Origin of the sequence: Mesorhizobium montanum (assembly GCF_033977145.1) — a bacterium.
Taxonomy (GTDB): domain Bacteria; phylum Pseudomonadota; class Alphaproteobacteria; order Rhizobiales; family Rhizobiaceae; genus Mesorhizobium; species Mesorhizobium montanum.
Genome location: NZ_JAVIJF010000002.1, coordinates 62,047 through 81,500, shown reverse-complemented (window position 1 = coordinate 81,500; position 19,454 = coordinate 62,047). Strand labels below are relative to the sequence as shown.

Sequence of the window (19,454 nt, the reverse complement as noted above, 5' to 3'; positions counted from 1 at the left end):
GAAATGCAACGTTACGAAACCGACGACCTATTGATGCATTTCCTTTGCGACCGCTCACCGAAATGTGAGCGTCTGTGGAAGGAGAGATACCATGAAGAAGATCATTCTGGCGTCTGTTTCGGCGCTCGCCCTGCTGGGGGTCGCGGCGTGTAGCAACAGTGGCACCGACAATACCACCACCCAGAGCACCAATCCGCCGGCCAACGAGCAGCCGATGAAGCCGGCCTCGCCCGACGCTTCGAAGCCCGCTGAACCGGCTCCGGCAACAAATCCGGCTCCTGCCGCGCCTGCGAAGTAAGAGCTGACCAATATCTCGAAGGGGGCCGGCACCGCCGGCCCTCTTTTTGCGCCATCGATTCCGCACATCGCCGGTCACCTGCGGCATCGTCCAGGCTTGATAGAACCGCCCGGTTCGCACTATGAAGCCGGCATGTCGATTTGGGACCGCCTTGGCGACTTCATCGCTCGTGTTTCGTCGTCGGCGTCCTCGGGCGTCGCGGACGTCGTCGAAGCCGTGCGTACCGTGTTTTCCGGCGATCCGGACCTGCGCCGGCGCGTTGCCTTCTCGGTGGCGATGATCGCGCTCTCGGCCAAGATGGCCAAGGCCGACGGTATCGTCACCCAGGACGAAGTGCGCGCCTTCCAGGAAATCTTCGAAGTGCCGCCGAGCGAGACACGTAACGTGGCGCGGCTTTACGACATCGCCCAGCAGGACGTTGCCGGGTTCGAGATCTATGCGCAGCGCATGGCGCAGCTCTGCGGTTCCGGCCATGCGAACTGCATGATGCTGGAAGACATCCTCGACGGCTTGTTCCATATCGCTAAGGCGGACGGCCTCATCCATGAGCGGGAAGGGCAGTTCCTGCATCGGATCGCAGAGATTTTCCGCATCGACGAGGCGCATTACGAGGTGATCCTGTCGCGGCACGTCAATCTTGGCGCCGCCGATCCCTACGTCGTTCTGGGCATCGAGCGCGGCAAGCCGTTCGAGGAAATCAGGAAACGCTATCGCAAGCTGATTTCGGACAATCATCCTGACAGGTTGATCGCTCGCGGCCTGCCGCAGGAATTCATCAAGATCGCCACGACCAGGGTGGCGGCGATCAATGCCGCCTATGAGATGATCGAACGGGGCCTCAGGCACGTATGAGAGGCTTTCTGCCCGACCAGCCAGGTGCCGAGGTCCGGGTGTCGCCGAATTTTGGTCCGCGCCGCGAGACGTTGCGGCCCGACATGATCGTGCTGCACTATACCGGCATGGCGAGCGGGGGCGGTGCCGAGGCGTGGCTTTGCGATCCAGCAAGCGAAGTATCCTCGCATTATCTGGTTCACGAGGACGGCCGCATCGTCCAGATGGTGCGCGAGAGCGATCGTGCCTGGCATGCCGGCAAGAGTTCCTGGCATGGACGCACCGACATCAACTCCTGTTCGGTCGGCATCGAGATCGTCAACCCCGGGCATTCACTGGGTTACAAAGCCTTCCCGAAGCGGCAGATCGATGCCGTGATCGGCTTATGTGCCGGGATCGCGGGCCGTCATTCCATTCCTGCGGCAAGGGTGCTTGCGCACTCGGACGTGGCTCCGGGCCGCAAGGTCGACCCGGGCGAAAAATTTCCCTGGAAGGCGCTGTCTGCGGCCGGTGTCGGTCACCTCGTACCCGCGGCGCCGATAAAGCCGGGCGCTGCGCTGAAGGCCGGCGACACAGGCTCCGATGTCGAGGCGCTGCAGTCGATGCTGGCGCTCTATGGCTATGGTGTCGAGATATCGGGTATTTACGACCGGCAGACGGAAATCGTGGTGGCGGCGTTCCAGCGGCATTTCCGGCGTCGGCTGGTGGATGGCGTGGCGGACACTTCGACGATCCGCACGCTGCAGAGGCTCCTGGCTTCCGTAAAGGTAGTTCCCGCCAAATAGTCGCGCCAAGTTCCTTAAATTACAATCTGTCATTTAAAGTGAATTGCGCCGCCTTCATTGCCGCCAATTCCGCCGCCAAATGCCTCTCCCGCAAGTCGTCGGACGTCTATCCTCCCGGATGCTCCGATGTTGAATTGACATTACCTGCGTGAATTTCTTCGCGCGGTTCCAACAGAACAGGATTACATGCAGAAATTGACCGTTGTAGCGGCAGCTATTGCTGCCGGAGTGATAAGTTTTGCCTTCAATCCGGCAAACAGTGCCCCTCTAAGCCTTCGAGCCGACAATGGCCTTGCCGTTGCCCCCACGACGACCAAGGCTGCCCCAGCCAGAAAAGCGCCAAAGATCAAGAGAGCTCCGGCCAAGGTGCAGAAGGTCACCGCGACCAGGGCGTCGAAATCGACGGCCAAACGCCCCAAGCGCGGCAGAAAGGCCATCGATCTTACGACGACAGCCTCGATCCATGCCGACAAGATCGCCCTGGCGACCTCCACTGCGCCCGGCGACGGCCAGTACTCGACGATCATTGCCCGCTATGCCGCGAGCTATGGGGTGCCGGTGTCGTTGGCCAAGGCCGTCATCAAGATCGAAAGCAACTATCGGCCGAACCTGGTCGGCGGCGCCGGCGAGATCGGCCTGATGCAGATCAAACCGGCCACAGCGCGCATGATGGGTTATACCGGCTCGGCCAAGGGATTGTTCGATCCCGACACCAACATCAAATACGGCATGAAGTACCTCGCCATGGCGCAGGGCCTCGGCGGCGGGACGACCTGTGGCACGATCCTCAAATACAATGCGGGTCATGGCGCAACGCGGATGAACCCGGTTTCGGCCGCCTATTGCAGCAAGGTGAAGGTGCAGCTGGTGGCGCTGGGCTCACCGGCCTAGCGACCCATCAAGGTGGATTTGGGCGACGCGTGGTTCTTCATGCATGTCGTTGTCCCGAACCGCCGCGCACCCCGCGGCTGAGCCCGAGAGCTTTTGGGGACACGGATCAGCTTTTTCGTTTGCCTTTTCAGGCGGGAATCCCTTTATACGCGCTTGTCAGCTGGCCGGGCGGCCGCACCCGCGAGAGCCGAAAGGCTGCGGGTGAGGAAAGTCCGGGCTCCATGGAGACACGGTGCCGGCTAACGGCCGGCGGGGGCGACCCCAGGGAAAGTGCCACAGAAAGCAAACCGCCGCGGTTTCGGCCACGGCAAGGGTGAAAGGGTGGGGTAAGAGCCCACCGCGCGACTGGCAACAGGAGCGGCAGGGCAAACCCCACCGGGAGCAAAACCGAATAGGGGCGGTGCGAGGGGAAACCTTCGAGGGCTGTTTCCGGCCCACCGTCCGGGTAGGTTGCGTGAGGCGCATGGCAACATGCGCCCAAGATGAATGGCCGCCACGTTCTCGCCGTAAGGCGAGGGCCATACAGAACCCGGCTTACAGGCCAGCTGGCATTTTTTCCAAAAGCCGCGATAGATCCGCGAAATCAGAAGGTTACGCCGATGGGCGTGACTTTCGATTCAGTGTTTGGGATTCAATCGCCCCCGAACGCGGCCGCCCCGTTCCTTGAAGTCGGTGCGATTAAATCGTACCTTGGTGGAAAGACGAGGAGCGCATCATGGGTCAGGTCGATAAACGCAGTATCACGCTTTCGCCGGAACTGGCAGCGGCCGTCGACGATGTCGTCGCGGCGGGCGAATATGCCTCGGCGAGCGAAGTGATCCGGGACGCGCTCAGGCAGTGGAAGGAGCGGCGCGACTTGCTCGGCTACACAATCGAGGAATTGCGAGAGCTGGTGCAGGAGGGCATCGACAGCGGGCCGGCGCTGGATGGGCCTCCTTTAATGGAACGATTGCGCGCAAAATATGCGAAGATAGTGGAAGCCAAAGGCGCTAACGAGTGAAGTATCGCCTGCTTCCACAGGCTTTAGTCGATCTTGAGGCTATCGGCGACTATATCGCCGCCGACAATCCAAATGCCGCAGTCCGCTTTGGAGACTCTCGAGCAGCGCTTGGATTTACTCACCTTGCATCCCCGATCAGGCGCACCGCGCGACGACATCTTGCCGGGCATCCGTCACCTCGTTGTCGGTGAGTACCTCACGTTTTATCGTATTGGCGACAACGCAATCGATATCCTGCGCGTATTGCATGGCCGGCGCAGGATCAAGGCGGAGGATCTGGGGCTGTAGCTGTTCAGCTGCCGATCTTGTCCAACGACGCTTCGATCGCCTGCCAGAGCTCCTCGACCGGCTCGCAGCCGATGGCCAGCCGCACGAAGCCGGGAGGCACGGCGTCGCCACGCTTCGAGCGCCGTTCAGCCGAGGTATGCACGCCGCCGAATGACGTGGCCGATTCAATCAGCGCGCAATTGTTGATGAACGCCTCAGCCTGTTCTTCGGAGGCCAGTTCGAAGGAAATCAAAAAGCCGAAGCGCTCCATCTGGGCGCGCGCCAGATTGTGCGAGGCATCGCCCTCGAGCCCGGGAAAGCGCAGGCCGCTGACGGCGCGATGGTTTTTCAGCCGCCGCGCGATCGTTTCGGCCGACGAGCACATGCGGTCGAACCGCACCTCCAGCGTTTCGAGGCCGCGATGCACCAGCCACGCCTCGAACGGTCCGGGAATGCCGCCGGCCGTCTCGCGCCAATCCCTCACTCTGGTGACGATGTCGGGATTGCGGCTGGCGACATGGCCGAAGAGCACGTCCGAATGACCATTGATCGCCTTGGTATCGGCCGAAACCACGATGTCGGCGCCAAGGTCGAGCGGGCGCTGGCCGAAGGGCGTCATCGTCGTGTTGTCGACGATCAATGTCCCCTCTTGCGCATGGACGGCCTTGGCGACGGCGGTGATATCGCAGATGTCCAGCCGGGGGTTCGAGGGACTTTCGACAAAAATCGCCCGGTAGCCGGCGAAACCGCCGTCGAGCATGCTCGCGGTTGGCCTCGCGTCATAAGCGACGCCGAGCGGTTTCAGGAAACGCTCGGCCAGCGCGCGCGTCGTGTGGTAACCGTCCGACGGCAAGAGGATGCGGTCGCCCGATTTGAGAAGCGCAAAAAAAGCCGCTGAAATCGCGGCCATTCCCGACGGAAAGGCAACGCATTGCGCATCTTCCAGATGGCCGAGCACGTGCTCGACCGCGTGCCAGGTCGGGTTGCTGAAACGGCCATATTGATCGAAGCCCGTCGCATCACCGGGCGCATGGAAGATCGAGGCCATGGTCAACGGCAAGGGAATTGGGTCGCCTTTGGCGAAACCGGCGCTGCGCAGATGGGCAAGTGTCGCGGCGCGTGATTTCGCGGTTTCGGACATAAGCTCGATCCTCGTTGCGGCCAGAAAAGCGTTAGCCGACGCTATGCGCGCGGAATGTTCGCAGCAAGTCGCGTCTTTTTGGGCCAGAGGGCCTAAACGCTTCGTTAGGCTTAATAGACGATAAAGACGAGACGTGCCTTCAGCCCGCTCTTTCTGGTTGTGGCGCGCGTGTTTGTGATGCCTGTTCCCGTTGACGCCCATAGTGCCCCATGATATCCCATTCGCATCGTCAAGCTTTCGTTCCGCGTCAGGGTGAAGCGTACGCCAATCGGGCAGTCGCGGCGGCTGTGCGTTTGTCGGTTTTCGCCTCGGTGGATGAAGCGATTTATCGCGAGCGCGGGGGCGCGGAGAACAACATGGGAAGGGGTGCGGCGGCGGAAGCGGCTGCAGCGTTCATTGGACCGATTTCTGTCAAATGCGGTGAACAGGATCGACGCGAAGGGGCGGGCTTCCGTTCCGGCGCATTTTCGCGCTGTGGTGCAGAAGCGCGGCTATTCGGAGCTTTACGCGCTGCGCTGCCTGGACCTGCCGGCCATGGATGTCGGCGGGCTCGACCTGCTCGATCGCTACGAGCAGCGGATCGCGCTGGAAGACCCGTTCCTGCAGACGGCGGACGATATGTCGTTCTTCTGCCATGGCGACGGGACATTTCTGAAGCTGGACCAGGACGGCCGAATCACCATGACCGATTTCATCCGCGAGCATACGGGCATCTCAAACGAAGTGGCTTTTGTCGGCCGTGGCAATTTCTTTCAGGTCTGGGAGCCGGGACGGCTTGCCGCCTATGGGGCGCAGGCGCGGGCCAGGCTTTTGCAGCTTCGGCAGGGGACGAAGCCCGAGGAGCGATCGGAATGATGGCTGGCCACGGCGATGAACCTCGCGCCGTTGGCGGACCGGCCCGTCACATTCCGGTCCTCCTTGCCGAGGTGCTCGACGCGCTCGCGCCGAAGGCCGGCGACACGATCGTCGACGGGACATTCGGCGCCGGCGGCTACACCATCGCCATCCTCGATCGCGACGCTTCGGTCGTTGCCATTGATCGCGATCCGGATGCAATCGCGGCGGGCAGGGCGCTCGAGCGGCAGGCTGGCGGCCGATTGAGGCTTGTCCAGGCGCCGTTCTCGACGCTGGACGACCATGTCGAGAGCGCCGATGGCGTCGTGCTCGACATCGGCGTTTCGTCCATGCAGCTCGACCAGGCGGTGCGCGGCTTTTCCTTTCGCACCGACGGGCCGCTCGACATGCGGATGGCGCAGGCAGGCCTGAGCGCCGCCGACGTCGTCAACACCTTCAAGGCCGGCGATCTCGCCCGGATATTCGGTTTCCTCGGCGAGGAACGCCATGCCGGCCGCATCGCGCGCATGATCGAGAGCCGCCGCGAGAAGAAGCCTTTCGAGCGCACGCTCGACCTCGCCGACGCCATCGAAACCCATATCGGCAGAGGGCCGAAGGACAAGATCCATCCGGCCACGCGGGTCTTCCAGGCGCTGCGCATCTTCGTCAATGACGAGCTTGGCGAGCTTGCAAGAGCGCTGCTGGCCGCCGAGCGTGTGTTGAAACCCGATGGCCGGCTTGCCGTGGTGACGTTCCATTCGCTGGAAGACCGTATCGTCAAGCGCTTCATCGCCGACCGTTCCGAAGCCGCCAGCGGCTCGCGGCATATGCCCGACGCGCCCATGCGCGTCGCGACCTTCCGCAAGGCCGGTGGCGGCGTGACGCCGGGAGAGGCCGAGATAGAGGCCAATCCGCGGGCGCGTTCGGCCAGGCTGCGCGCGGCAATCCGTACCGAGGCGCCGGCACGCGCCGGCGATTTTTCGATTTTCGGCCTTCCAAAACTTCCCGCCGTCGAACGGCCGGGAGAGAGGTGAGCACGTGTTTCGTACCAGCGACATAGTCCTGATCGCCGTTATGGTCTCGGCCGCGGCCCTGACTTACAAAACGAAGCGCGAAGCCGAAGAGCAACTGTCGGCGGTGCAGAAGATTCAGGCTCAGATCCACTATGAGGAAGAAACGATCGATCTCCTCAAGGCGGACTGGAGCCTGCTCACCCAGCCGTCGCGGCTGCAGAAGCTCGCCGATGTCTACAAGAGCCAGCTCGGGCTCGAACCGGTCAACGCGCACCAGATCGGCGGCCTCGACGACATTCCTGTGAAACCAGTGACCATCGAGGACCTCTCCTCGCAGCGGCTCGGCGGCATGGCCGACAACTCCGGCAAAGAGCCCGCCGGCGGCAAGGATCCGGTTGTCACCGGGAGCACCGTGCAATGATCGGCAGCTTCCCGAAGATCCGCGATCTGCTGAAGCGTCGGAAGAAGCCGGCCGGGGACGGGTCGATCGTCGTCGACGCGGCACGCAAGGCAACCGGCGGCAAGGCCAGAACCCGCATCATCATGACGATGGCGGTGTTCTTCACCATCTATTCGACGATCGCCGGCCGGCTTGTCTATCTCGGGCTGCAGAACCCGGACATGTCGGACGGCCCGCAGAGCCGGGTCACCGCGTCGCGTCCCGATATCGTCGACCGCAATGGCGAAGTGCTGGCGACCGATATCAAGACGGCGTCGCTGTTTGCCGAGCCGCGCCGCATCGTCGATGCCGACGAGGCGATCGAGAAATTGTCGACGGTGCTGCCTGAGATCGATTACGAGCAGACCTATCGCAAACTCAAGAGCGGCGCCGGCTTCGTCTGGCTGCAGCGGCAGCTCACTCCGAAGCAGCAGGCCGACATCATGTCGCTCGGCGTTCCGGGCCTCGGCTTTCGCACGGAGAAGCGCCGTTTCTATCCGAGCGGCGAAACCTCATCCTACATTGTCGGCCTGACCAACATCGACAACCAGGGCATCTCCGGCATGGAGAAGTATATCGACGAGCAGGGGTTGAGCGACCTGCAGGCGTCGGGCCTGGCGGTGGCCAAGGATCTCAGGCCGGTGAAGCTCTCGATCGATCTGCGCGTACAGCACGTGGTGCGCGACGAGATCGCCGCCGGCCTGGAGCGCTATCGCGCCATCGGCGCCGGCGCCGTTGTGCTCAACGTCAAGACCGGCGAAGTGATAGCCATGGCCTCGGTGCCGGATTTCGATCCGAACAATCCTTACAATGCACAGGAAAAGGACCGGCTTAACCGCATGTCGGCGGGCCTTTATGAGATGGGTTCGACCTTCAAGAGCTTCACGTCGGCGATGGCGCTCGATTCCGGCAAGGCGACGATGGCGAGCCGCTTCGACGCCTCGCATCCTATCCGGGTCGGCCATCAGGCCATTCACGATTTCCACGGCAAGAACCGTGTGCTGTCGTTGCCGGAGGTATTCCTCTATTCGTCCAACATCGGATCGGCCAGGGAGGCCGAGCTGGTCGGCATCGAGGGACACCGCGAATTCCTGCATCGCCTTGGCATTCTGGACAAGATGCAGACCGAACTGCCGGAAGTCGCCCGCCCGACGGAACCGAAGGTCTGGAAACAGGTCAATTCCTTCACCATCGCCTTCGGCCATGGCGTGTCGACAACGCCGCTGCAAGCGGCCGTCGGCTGCGCGGCGCTGATGAATGGCGGCTATCTGATTGAACCGACATTCCTGGTCCGCAGCGAGCAGGATGCAATGGCCGTGGCCAAGAAAGTGGTCAGCGACAAGACGGTCGAGGGTATGCGCTACCTCTATACGCTCAACGCCGAGAAGGGCTCTGCCAGAAACGCCAGAGTCCCCGGCTACCGCGTTGGCGGCAAGACCGGAACAGCCGAGAAGGTCATCAACGGCCGCTACTCGAAGGACTTGAATTTCAATACCTTCGTGGCCGCCTTCCCGATGGACGATCCGCAATACCTCGTCTTTACGATTGCCGACGCGCCGCACCCGGAAAAGCCGGGGATGACAGACGTCGCCGCCGCCAATGCGGGGGTTATCGCCGGCAATATCATCCGGCGTTCGGCGGCCATGCTTGGCGTGAAGCCAGATTTCAGCCATGAAAATGGTGCAACGCTGGTTTCCTATCAGTGATTCTTGGGGCGCGCCGGCAACTGCGCGCTATTTTGTTGCGGTGAACGGGACTCAATGCATCTAAAAGATCTAGCCGGTGTCCTGCCTGTCGAGGGAACAGCTTTCCCCGATCTGGAGGTGACCGGACTTTCCTCCGATTCCCGCCAGGTAAGACCGGGTGTGGTCTTCTTCGCGCTCGCCGGCAGCAAGGCCGATGGCTCGACCTATGCGGCCGATGCGGCGGCCCGCGGTGCCGCTGCGATCGTCACCGGCAAGGGCACGGCCATTTCCGGTCAGTCGATCCCGATTCTGGCCGTCGATGACCCGCGCCAGGCGCTGGCGCTCAGCGCCGCGCGTTTCTCCGGCCGCCAGCCGGAGACCATGGTCGCCGTCACCGGCACCGCCGGCAAGACATCCGTCGCCGCTTTCACCCGCCAGATATGGGAGCAGGCGGGGTTTGCCGCCGCCTCGATAGGCACGACCGGCGTGGTGGCGCCTGGCCGCAACGAATATGGCTCATTGACCACGCCCGATCCGGTGGCGCTGCACCAACTGCTCAAGGAGCTGGCGGATGCGGGCGTCACGCACGCCTCGATGGAAGCCTCGAGCCACGGCCTCGACCAGCGCCGTCTCGACGGGGTAAAACTCGCGGCCGGCGCCTTCACCAATCTCGGCCGCGACCACATGGATTACCATCCGACGGTCGAGGACTACCACCGCGCCAAGCTGCGCCTGTTCGACACGCTGCTGCCGAAGGGCGCGCCCGCGATCGTCTTTGCCGACGACCCCTGGTCGGAGCCGACGATCAAGGCCGCAAAGGCGGCGGGCCTGAAGGTGCTGACGGTCGGCCGCCATGGCGATTTGCTGACGCTGAAGCGGGTCGAGCATGAGCGCCATCGCCAGCGCGCCGAGGTCGAAGCCGCCGGCGTGCTGCACGAGGTCGACCTGCCTTTGGCCGGCGATTTCCAGATCGCCAACGCGCTAGTTGCAGCTGGCCTTGCCATCGCGACTGGAACGCCGGTCGATAAGGCTTTGGCCGCGCTTGAAAAACTGAAAGGCGCGCCGGGCCGGCTCGATCTTGTCGGCACCACTGCCGCCGGCGCTCCGGTCTATGTCGACTACGCGCACAAGCCCGATGCGTTGGAAAACGTGCTGGCCTCGGTCCGGCCCTTCACCACGGGCCGCGTCGTCGTGGTGTTCGGCTGCGGCGGCGATCGCGATCGGGGAAAAAGGCCGATCATGGGCGAGATCGCGACGCGGCTCGCCGATGTCGTCATCGTCACCGACGACAATCCGCGCACGGAAGTGCCCGAGACCATCCGCGCGGCGATCCTCGCCGCGGCGCCGGGCGCGATCGAAATCGGCGACCGCCGTCAGGCAATCCACGAGGCGGTGGCGATGCTTCGCGCGGGCGATACGCTGATCGTCGCCGGCAAGGGCCACGAGGTAGGCCAGACCATCGGGACCGAAACCTTCCACTTCTCCGACCACGAGGAAGTGCGCGGGGCGCTTACGGAGCGCGCCGCATGAGCTTGCTGTGGACGTCCGAAGCGCTGGTCGAAGCCATGGGCGGCAGGCCCATCGGCTCGCTGCCCGAAGGCATCACCGGGATTTCCATCGACAGCCGCAGCCTGGAGCCGGGAAACGCTTTCTTCGCCATCAAGGGCGAGGCGATGGACGGCCACGATTTCGCGACTGCCGCGGTGAAGGCGGGTGCTGCCGTGCTGGTCGTCGCCGAAGGCAAGCTGCCCTCGCTCGGACGGCTGACGGCGCCGATGATCGTCGTGCAGGACGTGCTTGCCGCCCTCGAGAAACTCGGTGTGACGGCGCGCGCACGCGCGAAGGCCAGGATTGTCGCGGTCACCGGCTCGGCCGGCAAGACGACGACCAAGGAAGCGCTGCGCCATGCGCTGTCTGCGGTCGGCAAGGTGCACGCCTCGGCGCAGTCGTTCAACAATCACTGGGGGGTGCCGCTGACGCTGGCGCGCATGCCGCCGGACTGCGACTACGCAGTCTTCGAAATCGGCATGAACCATCCCGACGAGATCAGGCCGCTGGTCAAGATGGTCAGGCCGCATGTGGCAATCGTGACGATGATTGCTGCCGCCCACCTCGGCTTCTTCAAGAGTCTGGATGAGATTGCCAAGGCCAAAGCAGAAATCTTTGAGGGCCTGGAGCCAGGCGGCGCCGCAGTGCTCAACCGCGACGATCAGCGCTGGAAGCTGCTTGAGAAAATGGCAAAAGAGGCCGGCGTCGAGCACGTTTTCGGCTTCGGCGAGAATGTCCGTTCGACTTTCCGGCTCACCGGCTGTGAGCTTCACGCCGATCATTCCGATATCACCGCCAAGATCGGGAAGCAGGATGTTGCGGCGCGCGTTGGCGCACCTGGCCGCCACATGGTGCAGAACATATTGGCCCTGCTGGGCGCTGCCAAGCTTGTCGGCGCCGACCTCGACAAGGTGGCCGCAGCGCTTGCCGATCTTTCAGCCGAGCGCGGCCGCGGCCGGCGCCATGTCCTGCACCATCCAAACGGGCCGATCACGCTGATCGACGAGAGTTACAACGCCAATCCGGCGTCGATGGCGGCGGCCATGGCACTGCTCAACGCCACACCCGTCTCGGGCGACGGCAGGCGCATCGCGGTGCTGGGCGATATGCTGGAGCTCGGCAGCCATTCGGCGAAGCTGCACGCGGCGCTTGCCGAACTGATCGTCGGCACGGGCACGCGCAAGGTCTTTCTCGGCGGGCCGGAAATGCAGGCGCTGGCCGAGGTTTTGCCAGCCGATGTCGAGACCGAGTATCGGGCAGGCGCCGAGGAGTTGAAGCCGATCGTGATCTCTGCGCTCAGGCCCGGCGACGTGGTGATGGTCAAGTCGTCGAAAGGCATCGGGTTTTCAAAGCTGGTCGAGGCGTTGCTCGGGACATTTCCGGCGGAAGCCACAAACATTGAACCGACCTAGGTCGGGCTCCGGGGACGGAAAAACCATGTTCACACTGCTCGTCGATTTCGCGGATAAGATCTCGTTCTTCAACGTCTTCCGCTACATCACCTTTCGCACCGGCGGTGCGCTGATCACGTCGGCGCTGATCGTCTTCATCTTCGGGCCGACGATCATCAATTCGTTGCGCCTGCGGCAAGGCAAAGGCCAGCCGATCCGCGCCGACGGGCCGCAGACGCATTTCAAGAAAGCGGGAACGCCGACCATGGGCGGGCTGATGATCCTGTCCGGCATCATCGGTTCGTCGCTGCTGTGGGCGAACCTTTCCAGCATCTATGTCTGGGTGGTGTTGCTGGTGACGGTCGGCTTCGGCTCCATCGGCTTTTACGATGACTATCTCAAGGTCACCAAGCAGTCGCATCTGGGCTTTTCCGGCAAGGCGAGGCTGGCGGTCGAGTTCGTCATCGCCGCCATCGCCGCCTGGGTGATCATGCACAATGGCCAGGTGCCGTTCTCCTCGTCGCTGACCTTTCCCTTCGCCAAGGAATTCCTCGTCAATCTCGGCTGGTTCTTCATCCCGTTCTCCTGCTTCGTCATCGTCGGCGCCGGCAATGCGGTCAACCTGACCGACGGCCTCGACGGCCTGGCGATCGTGCCGATCATGATCGCGGCTGCGTCCTTCGGCGTCATCGCCTACCTTTCGGGCAACGCGGTCTTCGCCGAGTATCTGCAGATACATTTCGTTCCCGGCACCGGCGAACTCGCCGTCGTGCTCGGCGCGGTGATCGGCGCGGGCCTCGGTTTCCTCTGGTTCAACGCGCCGCCGGCCGCTATCTTCATGGGCGATACCGGCTCGCTGGCGATGGGCGGCCTGATCGGCACCATCGCGGTCGCCACCAAGCACGAGATCGTGCTGGTGATCGTCGGCGGCCTGTTCGTGGTCGAGATCCTGTCGGTCATCATCCAGGTCGGCTATTTCAAGATGACCGGCAAGCGCGTGTTCCTGATGGCGCCGATCCATCACCATTTCGAAAAGCTCGGCTGGACCGAAAGCCAGGTGGTGATCCGGTTCTGGATCATTGCCGTCATCCTGGCGCTGGTCGGTCTCTCCACCCTCAAGCTCAGATAGGATGCCCGTTTGATCCCCGCCGCTTCCTTTTCAGGCAAACGCGTTTCGCTCTTCGGGCTTGGCGGCTCGGGGATTGCCACCGCGCATGCACTGATCGCCGGCGGCGCCGAGGTGCTGGCCTGGGACGACAATCCCGACAGCGTCGCCAAGGCAGCGGCCGCGGGCATTGCGACCGGCGATCTGCGCGCCGCCGACTGGCCGCACTTCGCGGCCTTCGTGCTGTCGCCGGGAGTGCCGCTGACACATCCCAAGCCGCATTGGACGGTGGAGCTGGCACGCGGCGCCGGCGTCGAGGTGATCGGCGACATCGAGCTGTTCTGCCGCGAGCGCATCAGCCAGGCGCCGGCAGCACCGTTCATTGCGATTACCGGCACCAACGGCAAGTCGACGACGACGGCGCTGACGGCGCATATCCTGATGTCGGCGGGCCGTGACACGCAGATGGGCGGCAATATCGGCCGCGCCATCATGACGCTCGATCCGCTTGAGCCTCGACGGCACTATGTTGTCGAATGCTCGTCCTACCAGATCGATCTTGCGCCCTCGATCAATCCGACCGCTGGCGTCCTGCTCAACCTGACGCCCGACCATCTCGACCGGCACGGCACGATGGCGCATTACGCCTCGATCAAGGAGCGGCTGGTCGCCGGCAGCGACACCGCGATCGTCGGCGTCGACGATTCCTGGTGCGCCCAGATCGCCGACCGGCTGGAGCGCGCCGGCCGGCAGGTCATCCGCATCTCCAAGCGCCTGCCGCTGACCGACGGCTATTTCGCCGACGGCACCAATCTGATGGAAGCCAACCATGGCCGCTACAGCCGCGTCGCCTTCCTCGAAGGCATCGGCTCGCTGCGCGGCCAGCACAATGCGCAGAACGCGCTGGCCGCCGTTGTTTCTTGCCTGAAGGTCGGGCTCGAGCTTGGCGAGATCCAGGCCGGGCTCGAAAGCTTCCCGGGGCTCGCGCACCGCATGGAGCAGGTCGGCCGCAAGGATCACGTGCTGTTCATCAACGATTCCAAGGCGACCAATGCCGATGCGGCGGCACCGGCGCTGTCGAGCTTCACCAACCGCGTCTACTGGATCGCCGGCGGCCTGCCCAAGGAAGGCGGCATCGAGCCGTTGCGCGGTTTTTTCCCGCGCATCGCCAAGGCCTATCTGATCGGCGAGGCGGCGCCTGCCTTTTCCGCTACGCTCGGCGAGGCTGTGCCCTACGAAATATCCGGAACGCTGGCGGCGGCGGTCGAGCATGCCGCCAACGACGCGGCAAACGACACCGGCGGCGAGGCCGTGGTGCTGCTTTCGCCGGCTTGCGCCAGTTTCGACCAGTTCAAGAATTTCGAAGTTCGTGGCGAAGCCTTCAGGCAAGCTGCGACTGCTATTGATGGGGTGAAACCCATTGGAGGGCCACGTTGATGCAAAGCCGTCTCGACAAAAGTCCTGTTGCAACCTGGTGGTGGACGATCGATCGCTGGTTCCTGGCAGCATTCCTGTCGCTGATGGGCCTGGGCATCGTTTTGTCCTTCGCCGCAAGTCCGGCAGTGGCCGAACGCATTGGCCTCAGCAGCTTTCATTTTGCCACCAGGCAGATCATCTTCACCATCCCGGCTCTCATCGTGATGCTTGCCGTTTCCTTCCTGGAAGCGCGACAGATAAGGCGCATGTCGCTGGTGATGATCTGCATCATGCTGGTGCTGATGGTGGCGGTGCTCTACATCGGCGTCGAGGTGAAGGGCGCGCGGCGCTGGGTGTCGCTTGCCGGCCTCTCCATCCAGCCGTCGGAGTTCCTGAAACCGGCCTTCGTCATCATATGCGCCTGGCTGTTTGCCGAGCACAGGCGCCAGCCCGACATTCCCGGCAATCTGTTCGCCATGCTTTTGCTTGCGCTGGTCATCTCGCTTCTGGTGGCGCAGCCCGACCTCGGCCAGACCATGCTGGTGCTCGGCACCTGGGGTGTCATGTTCTTCATGGCCGGCTTGCCCTGGTTCTGGATCGTAGCGCTTGGCGCCGCCGGTATCGGCGGCGTGTTCGCGGCCTATACGGTGTTTCCGCACGTCGCCGCGCGCATCGATAAATTCATGACCGGCGAAGGCGACACCTTCCAGGTCGACATGGGCCGCGAGGCGCTGATCAATGGCCATTGGTTCGGCGTCGGTCCGGGCGAGGGTACGGTCAAGCGCGTCATCCCCGATGCGCATGCCGACTTCGTCTTCTCGGTCGCCGGCGAGGAGTTCGGCCTCATCATGTGCTTCTTTATCATGTCGATCTTCGCCTTCATTGTGCTGCGGGGATTAAGCATCGCGCTCAAGGAGCAGGACGATTTCACCCGCTACGCAGTCGGCGGCCTCGTCACCGTCTTCGGCCTGCAATCGGCCATCAATATGTGCGTGAACCTGCAACTGATGCCGGCCAAGGGCATGACGCTGCCCTTCATCTCCTATGGCGGCTCCTCGCAGATCGCCATCGCCGTCTCGATGGGCATGGTGCTCGCGTTAACGCGCAGGCGTCCGGAAAAGCGCAAGCAGATGGGCTTCGTCCTTTCGCAACGCGCAATGCCGGCGGAATGAGGCGGGATGGCGAAGGGTGTCATCCTGCTTGCAGCTGGCGGAACGGGCGGACATCTGTTCCCAGCCGAGGCGCTTGCGCATGAGCTGATCGAGCGCGGCTGGAAAGTTCATCTCGCCACCGATCATCGCGCCGAGCGTTATTCCCGCCATTTCCCGGCCGCAGACATCCACTCCATCCCCTCGGCCACCTTGGGCTCGAAAAATCCGGTCGCCGTGATCTCGGCCTTCTGGAAAATCTGGCAGGGCGTGCGCGAAGCGGGGCGGATCATAGCCCGGATCAAGCCCGAGGCGGTCGTCGGCTTCGGCGGCTATCCGACACTGCCGCCGCTCTACGCGGCGACAAGGCGCAAGGTGCCGACGCTGATCCATGAGCAGAACGCCGTCATGGGCCGCGCCAACAAGGCGCTTGCCAGCCGCGTCGATGCAATTGCCGGCGGCTTCCTGGCGGAGGGCGCGGGCGCTGCCGGCGCAAAGACTGTGACCACAGGCAATCCGGTCAGGCCGCAGGTCCTCGAAGCCGCGAAGACGCCGTATCTGGCATCGAACGAGGACGAGCCGTTCCGCTTCCTGGTGTTCGGCGGCAGCCAGGGCGCGCAATTCTTTTCCGATGCCGTGCCGGCGGCGATCGCGCTGTTGCCGGCAGACCTGCGCAAGCGGCTGGCGATCACTCAGCAGGCGCGCGCCGAGGATGTGGCGCGGGTGAAGGCCGCCTATGCCGATCTTAGCGTCGACGTCCAGGTCTCGCCCTTCTTCACCGACATGGCGGCGCGCATGGCGGCGGCGCATCTGGTGATGTCGCGCTCCGGCGCCTCGACCGTTTCGGAGATCGCGGTCATCGGCCGGCCGGCGCTGCTGGTGCCTTATCCGCACGCGCTCGACCACGACCAGGCGGCGAATGCGGCGGCACTTGCCGCTGGCGGCGGCGCCGAGCTCCATGCTCAGTCGACGCTGTCGGCGGAACGGGTCGCCGAGTTGGTCGGCGGTTTGATCAAGGATCCGAACCGGCTGGCGACCATGGCCGCCGCCGCCCGCTCGGCCGGGAAACCGAACGCGGCGCGGTTGCTCGCCGATCTGACAGAGGCTATTGCGTCCGGCAAAACGGTTTCGGACTACAGGAGGACGCGCTCATGAAGATGCCGCAGACGATCGGCCTCGTGCATTTCATCGGTATCGGCGGCATCGGCATGAGCGGCATCGCCGAGGTGCTGCACAATCTCGGCTACAAGGTGCAGGGTTCCGACCAGGCCGACGGCGCCAATGTGCAGCGGCTGCGCGCCAAGGGCATCGAATGCTTCGTCGGCCACAAGGCCGAAAACCTCGGCGACGCCGAAGTCGTGGTCGTTTCGACCGCGATCAAGAAGTCCAACCCGGAACTGAAAGCCGCCCGCGAAAAGCTGCTGCCGGTCGTGCGCCGCGCCGAGATGCTGGCCGAGCTGATGCGATTCCGCCAGGCCGTCGCTATCGGCGGCACGCATGGCAAGACGACGACCACCTCGATGGTGGCGACGCTGCTCGAAGCCGGCGGGCTCGACCCGACCGTCATCAATGGCGGCATCATCAACGCCTATGGCACCAATGCGCGAATGGGTGACGGCGAGTGGATGGTGGTCGAAGCGGACGAGAGCGACGGCACCTTCCTCAAGCTGCCGGCCGACATTGCCGTCGTGACCAACATCGATCCCGAGCATCTCGACCACTATGGCAGTTTCGACAAGGTGCGCGAGGCGTTCCGGCAGTTCGTCGAGAACGTGCCGTTCTACGGCTTTGGCGTGATGTGCACCGATCATCCGGAAGTGCAGGCGCTGGTCGGCCGCATCGAGGACCGGCGCGTCATCACCTATGGCGAAAACGCGCAGGCCGATGTCCGCTTTTCCAACCACCGCATGCAAGGGGCCATATCGGAGTTCGATGTGGTGATCCGTGATCGCAAAGGACGTGGCCAGACCTCGATCAAGGACCTGCGCCTGCCAATGCCCGGCCGGCACAATGTTTCCAATGCCACGGCGGCGATCGCGGTCGCGCATGAGCTTGGCCTCTCGGCCGAGGCGATCAAGAAGGGATTGTCCTCCTTCGCCGGCGTCAAGCGGCGCTTTACCCATACCGGCTCGTGGAACGGCGTCGAGATTTTCGATGACTACGGTCACCATCCGGTCGAGATCGCGGCGGTGCTGAAGGCCGCGCGCGGTGCGACTGACGGGCGCGTCATCGCCATCGCGCAGCCGCATCGCTTTACCCGGCTGCATGATCTCTTCGACGAATTCTCCGTCTGCTTCAACGACGCGGACACGGTCATGGTGGCGCCGGTCTATGCGGCCGGCGAAGAGCCGATCGAAGGTGTCTCGTCGGATGCGCTGGTTGCGCGCATACGCTCCGGCGGCCATCGCGATGCGCGCCATATCGAAGGCGCGGCGGCGATCGCGCCGGCCATTCGCGAGCTGGCCAAGCCTGGCGATTTCGTCGTCTTCCTGGGCGCCGGCAACATCACGCAATGGGCCTATGCTCTGCCCAAGGAACTTGGTGGGATGCCCTCATGATGCGCGGCCAGGATCTTATCGACAAGCTTGGCGACCGGCTTTCCGGCCTGCGCGGTCGCATCACGCCCAATGCCGAGATGGACAAGATCACCTGGTTCCGGGCCGGCGGCCTGGCGGAGGCGCTGTTCCAGCCAGCCGACGAGGAGGACCTGGCGGCCTTCCTGCGGGCAGTGCCGGAAGAGGTGGCGGTCATGGTGGTCGGCGTCGGCTCGAACCTTCTGGTGCGGGACGGCGGCGTTCCAGGTTTCGTCGTTAGGCTATCAGCCAAAGGTTTTGGCGAGGCCGAGGTTACCGGCCCGACCACGATCAAAGCCGGCGCGGCAACACCGGACAAGCGTGTCGCTGCGGTGGCGTATGAAGCCGGCATCGGCGGCTTCCACTTCTACCACGGCATTCCCGGCGCCATAGGCGGCGCGCTGTTGATGAATGCCGGCGCCAACGGCGTCGAGACCCGGGAGCGGGTCGTCGAGGTGCGGGCGCTGGACCGCAAGGGCAATCTCCACACGCTCAGCAACGCCGATATGGGTTATGCCTATCGCCATTCGTCCGCACCCGCCGGACTGATCTTCACCTCGGCGATCTTCGAAGGCGTTTCCGAAGACAAGGCGGCGATCAAGGCGGCGATGGATGGCGTGCAGAACCATCGCGAGACCGTGCAGCCGATCCGCGAGAAGACCGGCGGCTCGACCTTCAAGAATCCGGAAGGCACCTCGGCCTGGAAGGAGATCGACAAGGCCGGCTGCCGCGGGCTGATGATCGGTGGCGCGCAGATGTCGCCGATGCATTGCAACTTCATGATCAACACCGGCACCGCCACCGGCTACGATCTCGAATATCTTGGCGAGACGGTGCGGGCACGGGTGCTCGAGAATTCCGGTATCCGGCTGCACTGGGAGATCATGCGCCTCGGCAATTTCCGCTCCGGCCATGCGGTGCAGGAGTTTCTCGGTCAGCTTCTCTAAGCGCCTCGCGACGTTCAAGTAGTACTTGAACTTCAGCGCTTTGCAACGGCGTCAACCGTTGCTGCAAGGACTCAACAACACACTTTTCTCGCCCGTTTTCGCGGAAAGTGAATCTCTCGGAATCATAGGCACTTGCCAGCGA

The 19,454-nt window shown here is 63.6% G+C and carries 19 protein-coding genes and 1 other RNA gene; 19 read left to right on the top strand and 1 reads right to left on the bottom strand.

Features of this window, described 5'->3' with window-relative positions:
- Positions 1 to 91: 91 nt before the first annotated feature.
- The 7 genes from RFM68_RS02790 (at position 92) to RFM68_RS02760 (ending at position 4,093) form a co-directional block, all read left to right on the top strand.
- Positions 92 to 298, top strand: coding sequence for a hypothetical protein (locus RFM68_RS02790; protein WP_320231129.1), 207 nt, complete (start codon positions 92 to 94; stop codon positions 296 to 298).
- A 132-nt stretch (positions 299 to 430) separates the two neighbouring features.
- Positions 431 to 1,150 carry a TerB family tellurite resistance protein gene (locus RFM68_RS02785; protein ID WP_320231128.1) on the top strand — a complete coding sequence of 240 codons (720 nt, stop codon included), beginning with the start codon at positions 431 to 433 and terminating at the stop codon, positions 1,148 to 1,150.
- Positions 1,147 to 1,914, top strand: coding sequence for a peptidoglycan recognition protein family protein (locus RFM68_RS02780; RefSeq protein WP_320231127.1), 768 nt, complete (start codon positions 1,147 to 1,149; stop codon positions 1,912 to 1,914). Before RFM68_RS02785 ends, RFM68_RS02780 begins: the two co-directional genes overlap by 4 nt.
- A 186-nt stretch (positions 1,915 to 2,100) precedes the next feature.
- Entirely contained in the window at positions 2,101 to 2,805 is a 705-nt protein-coding gene (locus tag RFM68_RS02775) for a lytic transglycosylase domain-containing protein (protein WP_320231126.1), read from the top strand.
- Between the two features lie 156 nt (positions 2,806 to 2,961).
- An RNA gene (gene rnpB / locus RFM68_RS02770) (RNase P RNA component class A) lies at positions 2,962 to 3,358 on the top strand.
- A gap of 162 nt (positions 3,359 to 3,520) precedes the next feature.
- The gene (locus RFM68_RS02765; RefSeq protein WP_320231125.1) at positions 3,521 to 3,805 is read left to right on the top strand and encodes a type II toxin-antitoxin system ParD family antitoxin; all 285 of its coding nucleotides are present in this window, start codon (positions 3,521 to 3,523) and stop codon (positions 3,803 to 3,805) included.
- A gap of 108 nt (positions 3,806 to 3,913) precedes the next feature.
- On the top strand, positions 3,914 to 4,093 hold the full coding sequence (locus RFM68_RS02760; RefSeq protein ID WP_320231124.1) for a type II toxin-antitoxin system RelE/ParE family toxin: 180 nt from the start codon (positions 3,914 to 3,916) through the stop codon (positions 4,091 to 4,093).
- A gap of 4 nt (positions 4,094 to 4,097) precedes the next feature.
- On the opposite strand, the gene RFM68_RS02755 is transcribed toward RFM68_RS02760, so the two are convergent.
- Positions 4,098 to 5,213: a cystathionine gamma-lyase gene (locus RFM68_RS02755; protein WP_320231123.1), complete on the bottom strand. Its 1,116-nt coding sequence runs from the start codon at positions 5,211 to 5,213 to the stop codon at positions 4,098 to 4,100.
- A 396-nt stretch (positions 5,214 to 5,609) separates the two neighbouring features.
- Between RFM68_RS02755 and mraZ the strand changes: the two genes are divergently transcribed.
- Genes mraZ through murB form a run of 12 tightly spaced genes read left to right on the top strand, consistent with a single transcriptional unit; the run spans position 5,610 to position 19,312 of the window.
- Positions 5,610 to 6,068 carry a division/cell wall cluster transcriptional repressor MraZ gene (mraZ, locus tag RFM68_RS02750; protein WP_320231122.1) on the top strand — a complete coding sequence of 153 codons (459 nt, stop codon included), beginning with the start codon at positions 5,610 to 5,612 and terminating at the stop codon, positions 6,066 to 6,068.
- Positions 6,065 to 7,081: a 16S rRNA (cytosine(1402)-N(4))-methyltransferase RsmH gene (gene rsmH, locus RFM68_RS02745; protein WP_320231121.1), complete on the top strand. Its 1,017-nt coding sequence runs from the start codon at positions 6,065 to 6,067 to the stop codon at positions 7,079 to 7,081. The genes mraZ and rsmH overlap by 4 nt, the downstream gene beginning before the upstream one ends.
- A 4-nt stretch (positions 7,082 to 7,085) precedes the next feature.
- Positions 7,086 to 7,481, top strand: coding sequence for a cell division protein FtsL (gene ftsL / locus RFM68_RS02740; RefSeq protein WP_320231120.1), 396 nt, complete (start codon positions 7,086 to 7,088; stop codon positions 7,479 to 7,481).
- Positions 7,478 to 9,205 carry a peptidoglycan D,D-transpeptidase FtsI family protein gene (locus tag RFM68_RS02735; protein ID WP_320231119.1) on the top strand — a complete coding sequence of 576 codons (1,728 nt, stop codon included), beginning with the start codon at positions 7,478 to 7,480 and terminating at the stop codon, positions 9,203 to 9,205. The genes ftsL and RFM68_RS02735 overlap by 4 nt, the downstream gene beginning before the upstream one ends.
- Before the next feature lie 54 nt (positions 9,206 to 9,259).
- Positions 9,260 to 10,714, top strand: coding sequence for a UDP-N-acetylmuramoyl-L-alanyl-D-glutamate--2,6-diaminopimelate ligase (locus RFM68_RS02730; RefSeq protein ID WP_320231118.1), 1,455 nt, complete (start codon positions 9,260 to 9,262; stop codon positions 10,712 to 10,714).
- Positions 10,711 to 12,144 (top strand): UDP-N-acetylmuramoylalanyl-D-glutamyl-2,6-diaminopimelate--D-alanyl-D-alanine ligase, encoded by a 1,434-nt coding sequence (locus RFM68_RS02725; RefSeq protein ID WP_320231117.1) that lies wholly within the window; start codon positions 10,711 to 10,713, stop codon positions 12,142 to 12,144. Before RFM68_RS02730 ends, RFM68_RS02725 begins: the two co-directional genes overlap by 4 nt.
- Positions 12,145 to 12,169: 25 nt before the next feature.
- Positions 12,170 to 13,252 (top strand): phospho-N-acetylmuramoyl-pentapeptide-transferase, encoded by a 1,083-nt coding sequence (gene mraY, locus RFM68_RS02720; protein WP_320231116.1) that lies wholly within the window; start codon positions 12,170 to 12,172, stop codon positions 13,250 to 13,252.
- A gap of 9 nt (positions 13,253 to 13,261) precedes the next feature.
- Positions 13,262 to 14,665 carry a UDP-N-acetylmuramoyl-L-alanine--D-glutamate ligase gene (murD, locus tag RFM68_RS02715; RefSeq protein ID WP_320231115.1) on the top strand — a complete coding sequence of 468 codons (1,404 nt, stop codon included), beginning with the start codon at positions 13,262 to 13,264 and terminating at the stop codon, positions 14,663 to 14,665.
- Positions 14,665 to 15,816 (top strand): putative lipid II flippase FtsW, encoded by a 1,152-nt coding sequence (gene ftsW / locus RFM68_RS02710; RefSeq protein WP_320231114.1) that lies wholly within the window; start codon positions 14,665 to 14,667, stop codon positions 15,814 to 15,816. Before murD ends, ftsW begins: the two co-directional genes overlap by 1 nt.
- Before the next feature lie 6 nt (positions 15,817 to 15,822).
- Positions 15,823 to 16,947, top strand: a complete 1,125-nt coding sequence (gene murG / locus RFM68_RS02705) for an undecaprenyldiphospho-muramoylpentapeptide beta-N-acetylglucosaminyltransferase (RefSeq protein WP_320231113.1) — start codon at positions 15,823 to 15,825, stop codon at positions 16,945 to 16,947.
- Positions 16,944 to 18,350: a UDP-N-acetylmuramate--L-alanine ligase gene (gene murC, locus RFM68_RS02700; RefSeq protein ID WP_320231112.1), complete on the top strand. Its 1,407-nt coding sequence runs from the start codon at positions 16,944 to 16,946 to the stop codon at positions 18,348 to 18,350. The genes murG and murC overlap by 4 nt, the downstream gene beginning before the upstream one ends.
- Positions 18,347 to 19,312, top strand: a complete 966-nt coding sequence (gene murB / locus RFM68_RS02695; protein ID WP_320231111.1) for a UDP-N-acetylmuramate dehydrogenase — start codon at positions 18,347 to 18,349, stop codon at positions 19,310 to 19,312. The genes murC and murB overlap by 4 nt, the downstream gene beginning before the upstream one ends.
- Positions 19,313 to 19,454 lie beyond the last annotated feature (142 nt).

Coding starts and splice junctions, on each gene's coding strand:
- RFM68_RS02790 (WP_320231129.1), top strand. CDS start 92: ATGAAGAAGATCATTCTGGCGTCTGTTTCGGCGCTCGCCCTGCTGGGG.
- RFM68_RS02785 (WP_320231128.1), top strand. CDS start 431: ATGTCGATTTGGGACCGCCTTGGCGACTTCATCGCTCGTGTTTCGTCG.
- RFM68_RS02780 (WP_320231127.1), top strand. CDS start 1,147: ATGAGAGGCTTTCTGCCCGACCAGCCAGGTGCCGAGGTCCGGGTGTCG.
- RFM68_RS02775 (WP_320231126.1), top strand. CDS start 2,101: ATGCAGAAATTGACCGTTGTAGCGGCAGCTATTGCTGCCGGAGTGATA.
- RFM68_RS02765 (WP_320231125.1), top strand. CDS start 3,521: ATGGGTCAGGTCGATAAACGCAGTATCACGCTTTCGCCGGAACTGGCA.
- RFM68_RS02755 (WP_320231123.1), bottom strand. CDS start 5,213: ATGTCCGAAACCGCGAAATCACGCGCCGCGACACTTGCCCATCTGCGC.
- rsmH (WP_320231121.1), top strand. CDS start 6,065: ATGATGGCTGGCCACGGCGATGAACCTCGCGCCGTTGGCGGACCGGCC.
- RFM68_RS02735 (WP_320231119.1), top strand. CDS start 7,478: ATGATCGGCAGCTTCCCGAAGATCCGCGATCTGCTGAAGCGTCGGAAG.
- RFM68_RS02730 (WP_320231118.1), top strand. CDS start 9,260: ATGCATCTAAAAGATCTAGCCGGTGTCCTGCCTGTCGAGGGAACAGCT.
- RFM68_RS02725 (WP_320231117.1), top strand. CDS start 10,711: ATGAGCTTGCTGTGGACGTCCGAAGCGCTGGTCGAAGCCATGGGCGGC.
- mraY (WP_320231116.1), top strand. CDS start 12,170: ATGTTCACACTGCTCGTCGATTTCGCGGATAAGATCTCGTTCTTCAAC.
- ftsW (WP_320231114.1), top strand. CDS start 14,665: ATGCAAAGCCGTCTCGACAAAAGTCCTGTTGCAACCTGGTGGTGGACG.
- murG (WP_320231113.1), top strand. CDS start 15,823: ATGGCGAAGGGTGTCATCCTGCTTGCAGCTGGCGGAACGGGCGGACAT.
- murC (WP_320231112.1), top strand. CDS start 16,944: ATGAAGATGCCGCAGACGATCGGCCTCGTGCATTTCATCGGTATCGGC.
- murB (WP_320231111.1), top strand. CDS start 18,347: ATGATGCGCGGCCAGGATCTTATCGACAAGCTTGGCGACCGGCTTTCC.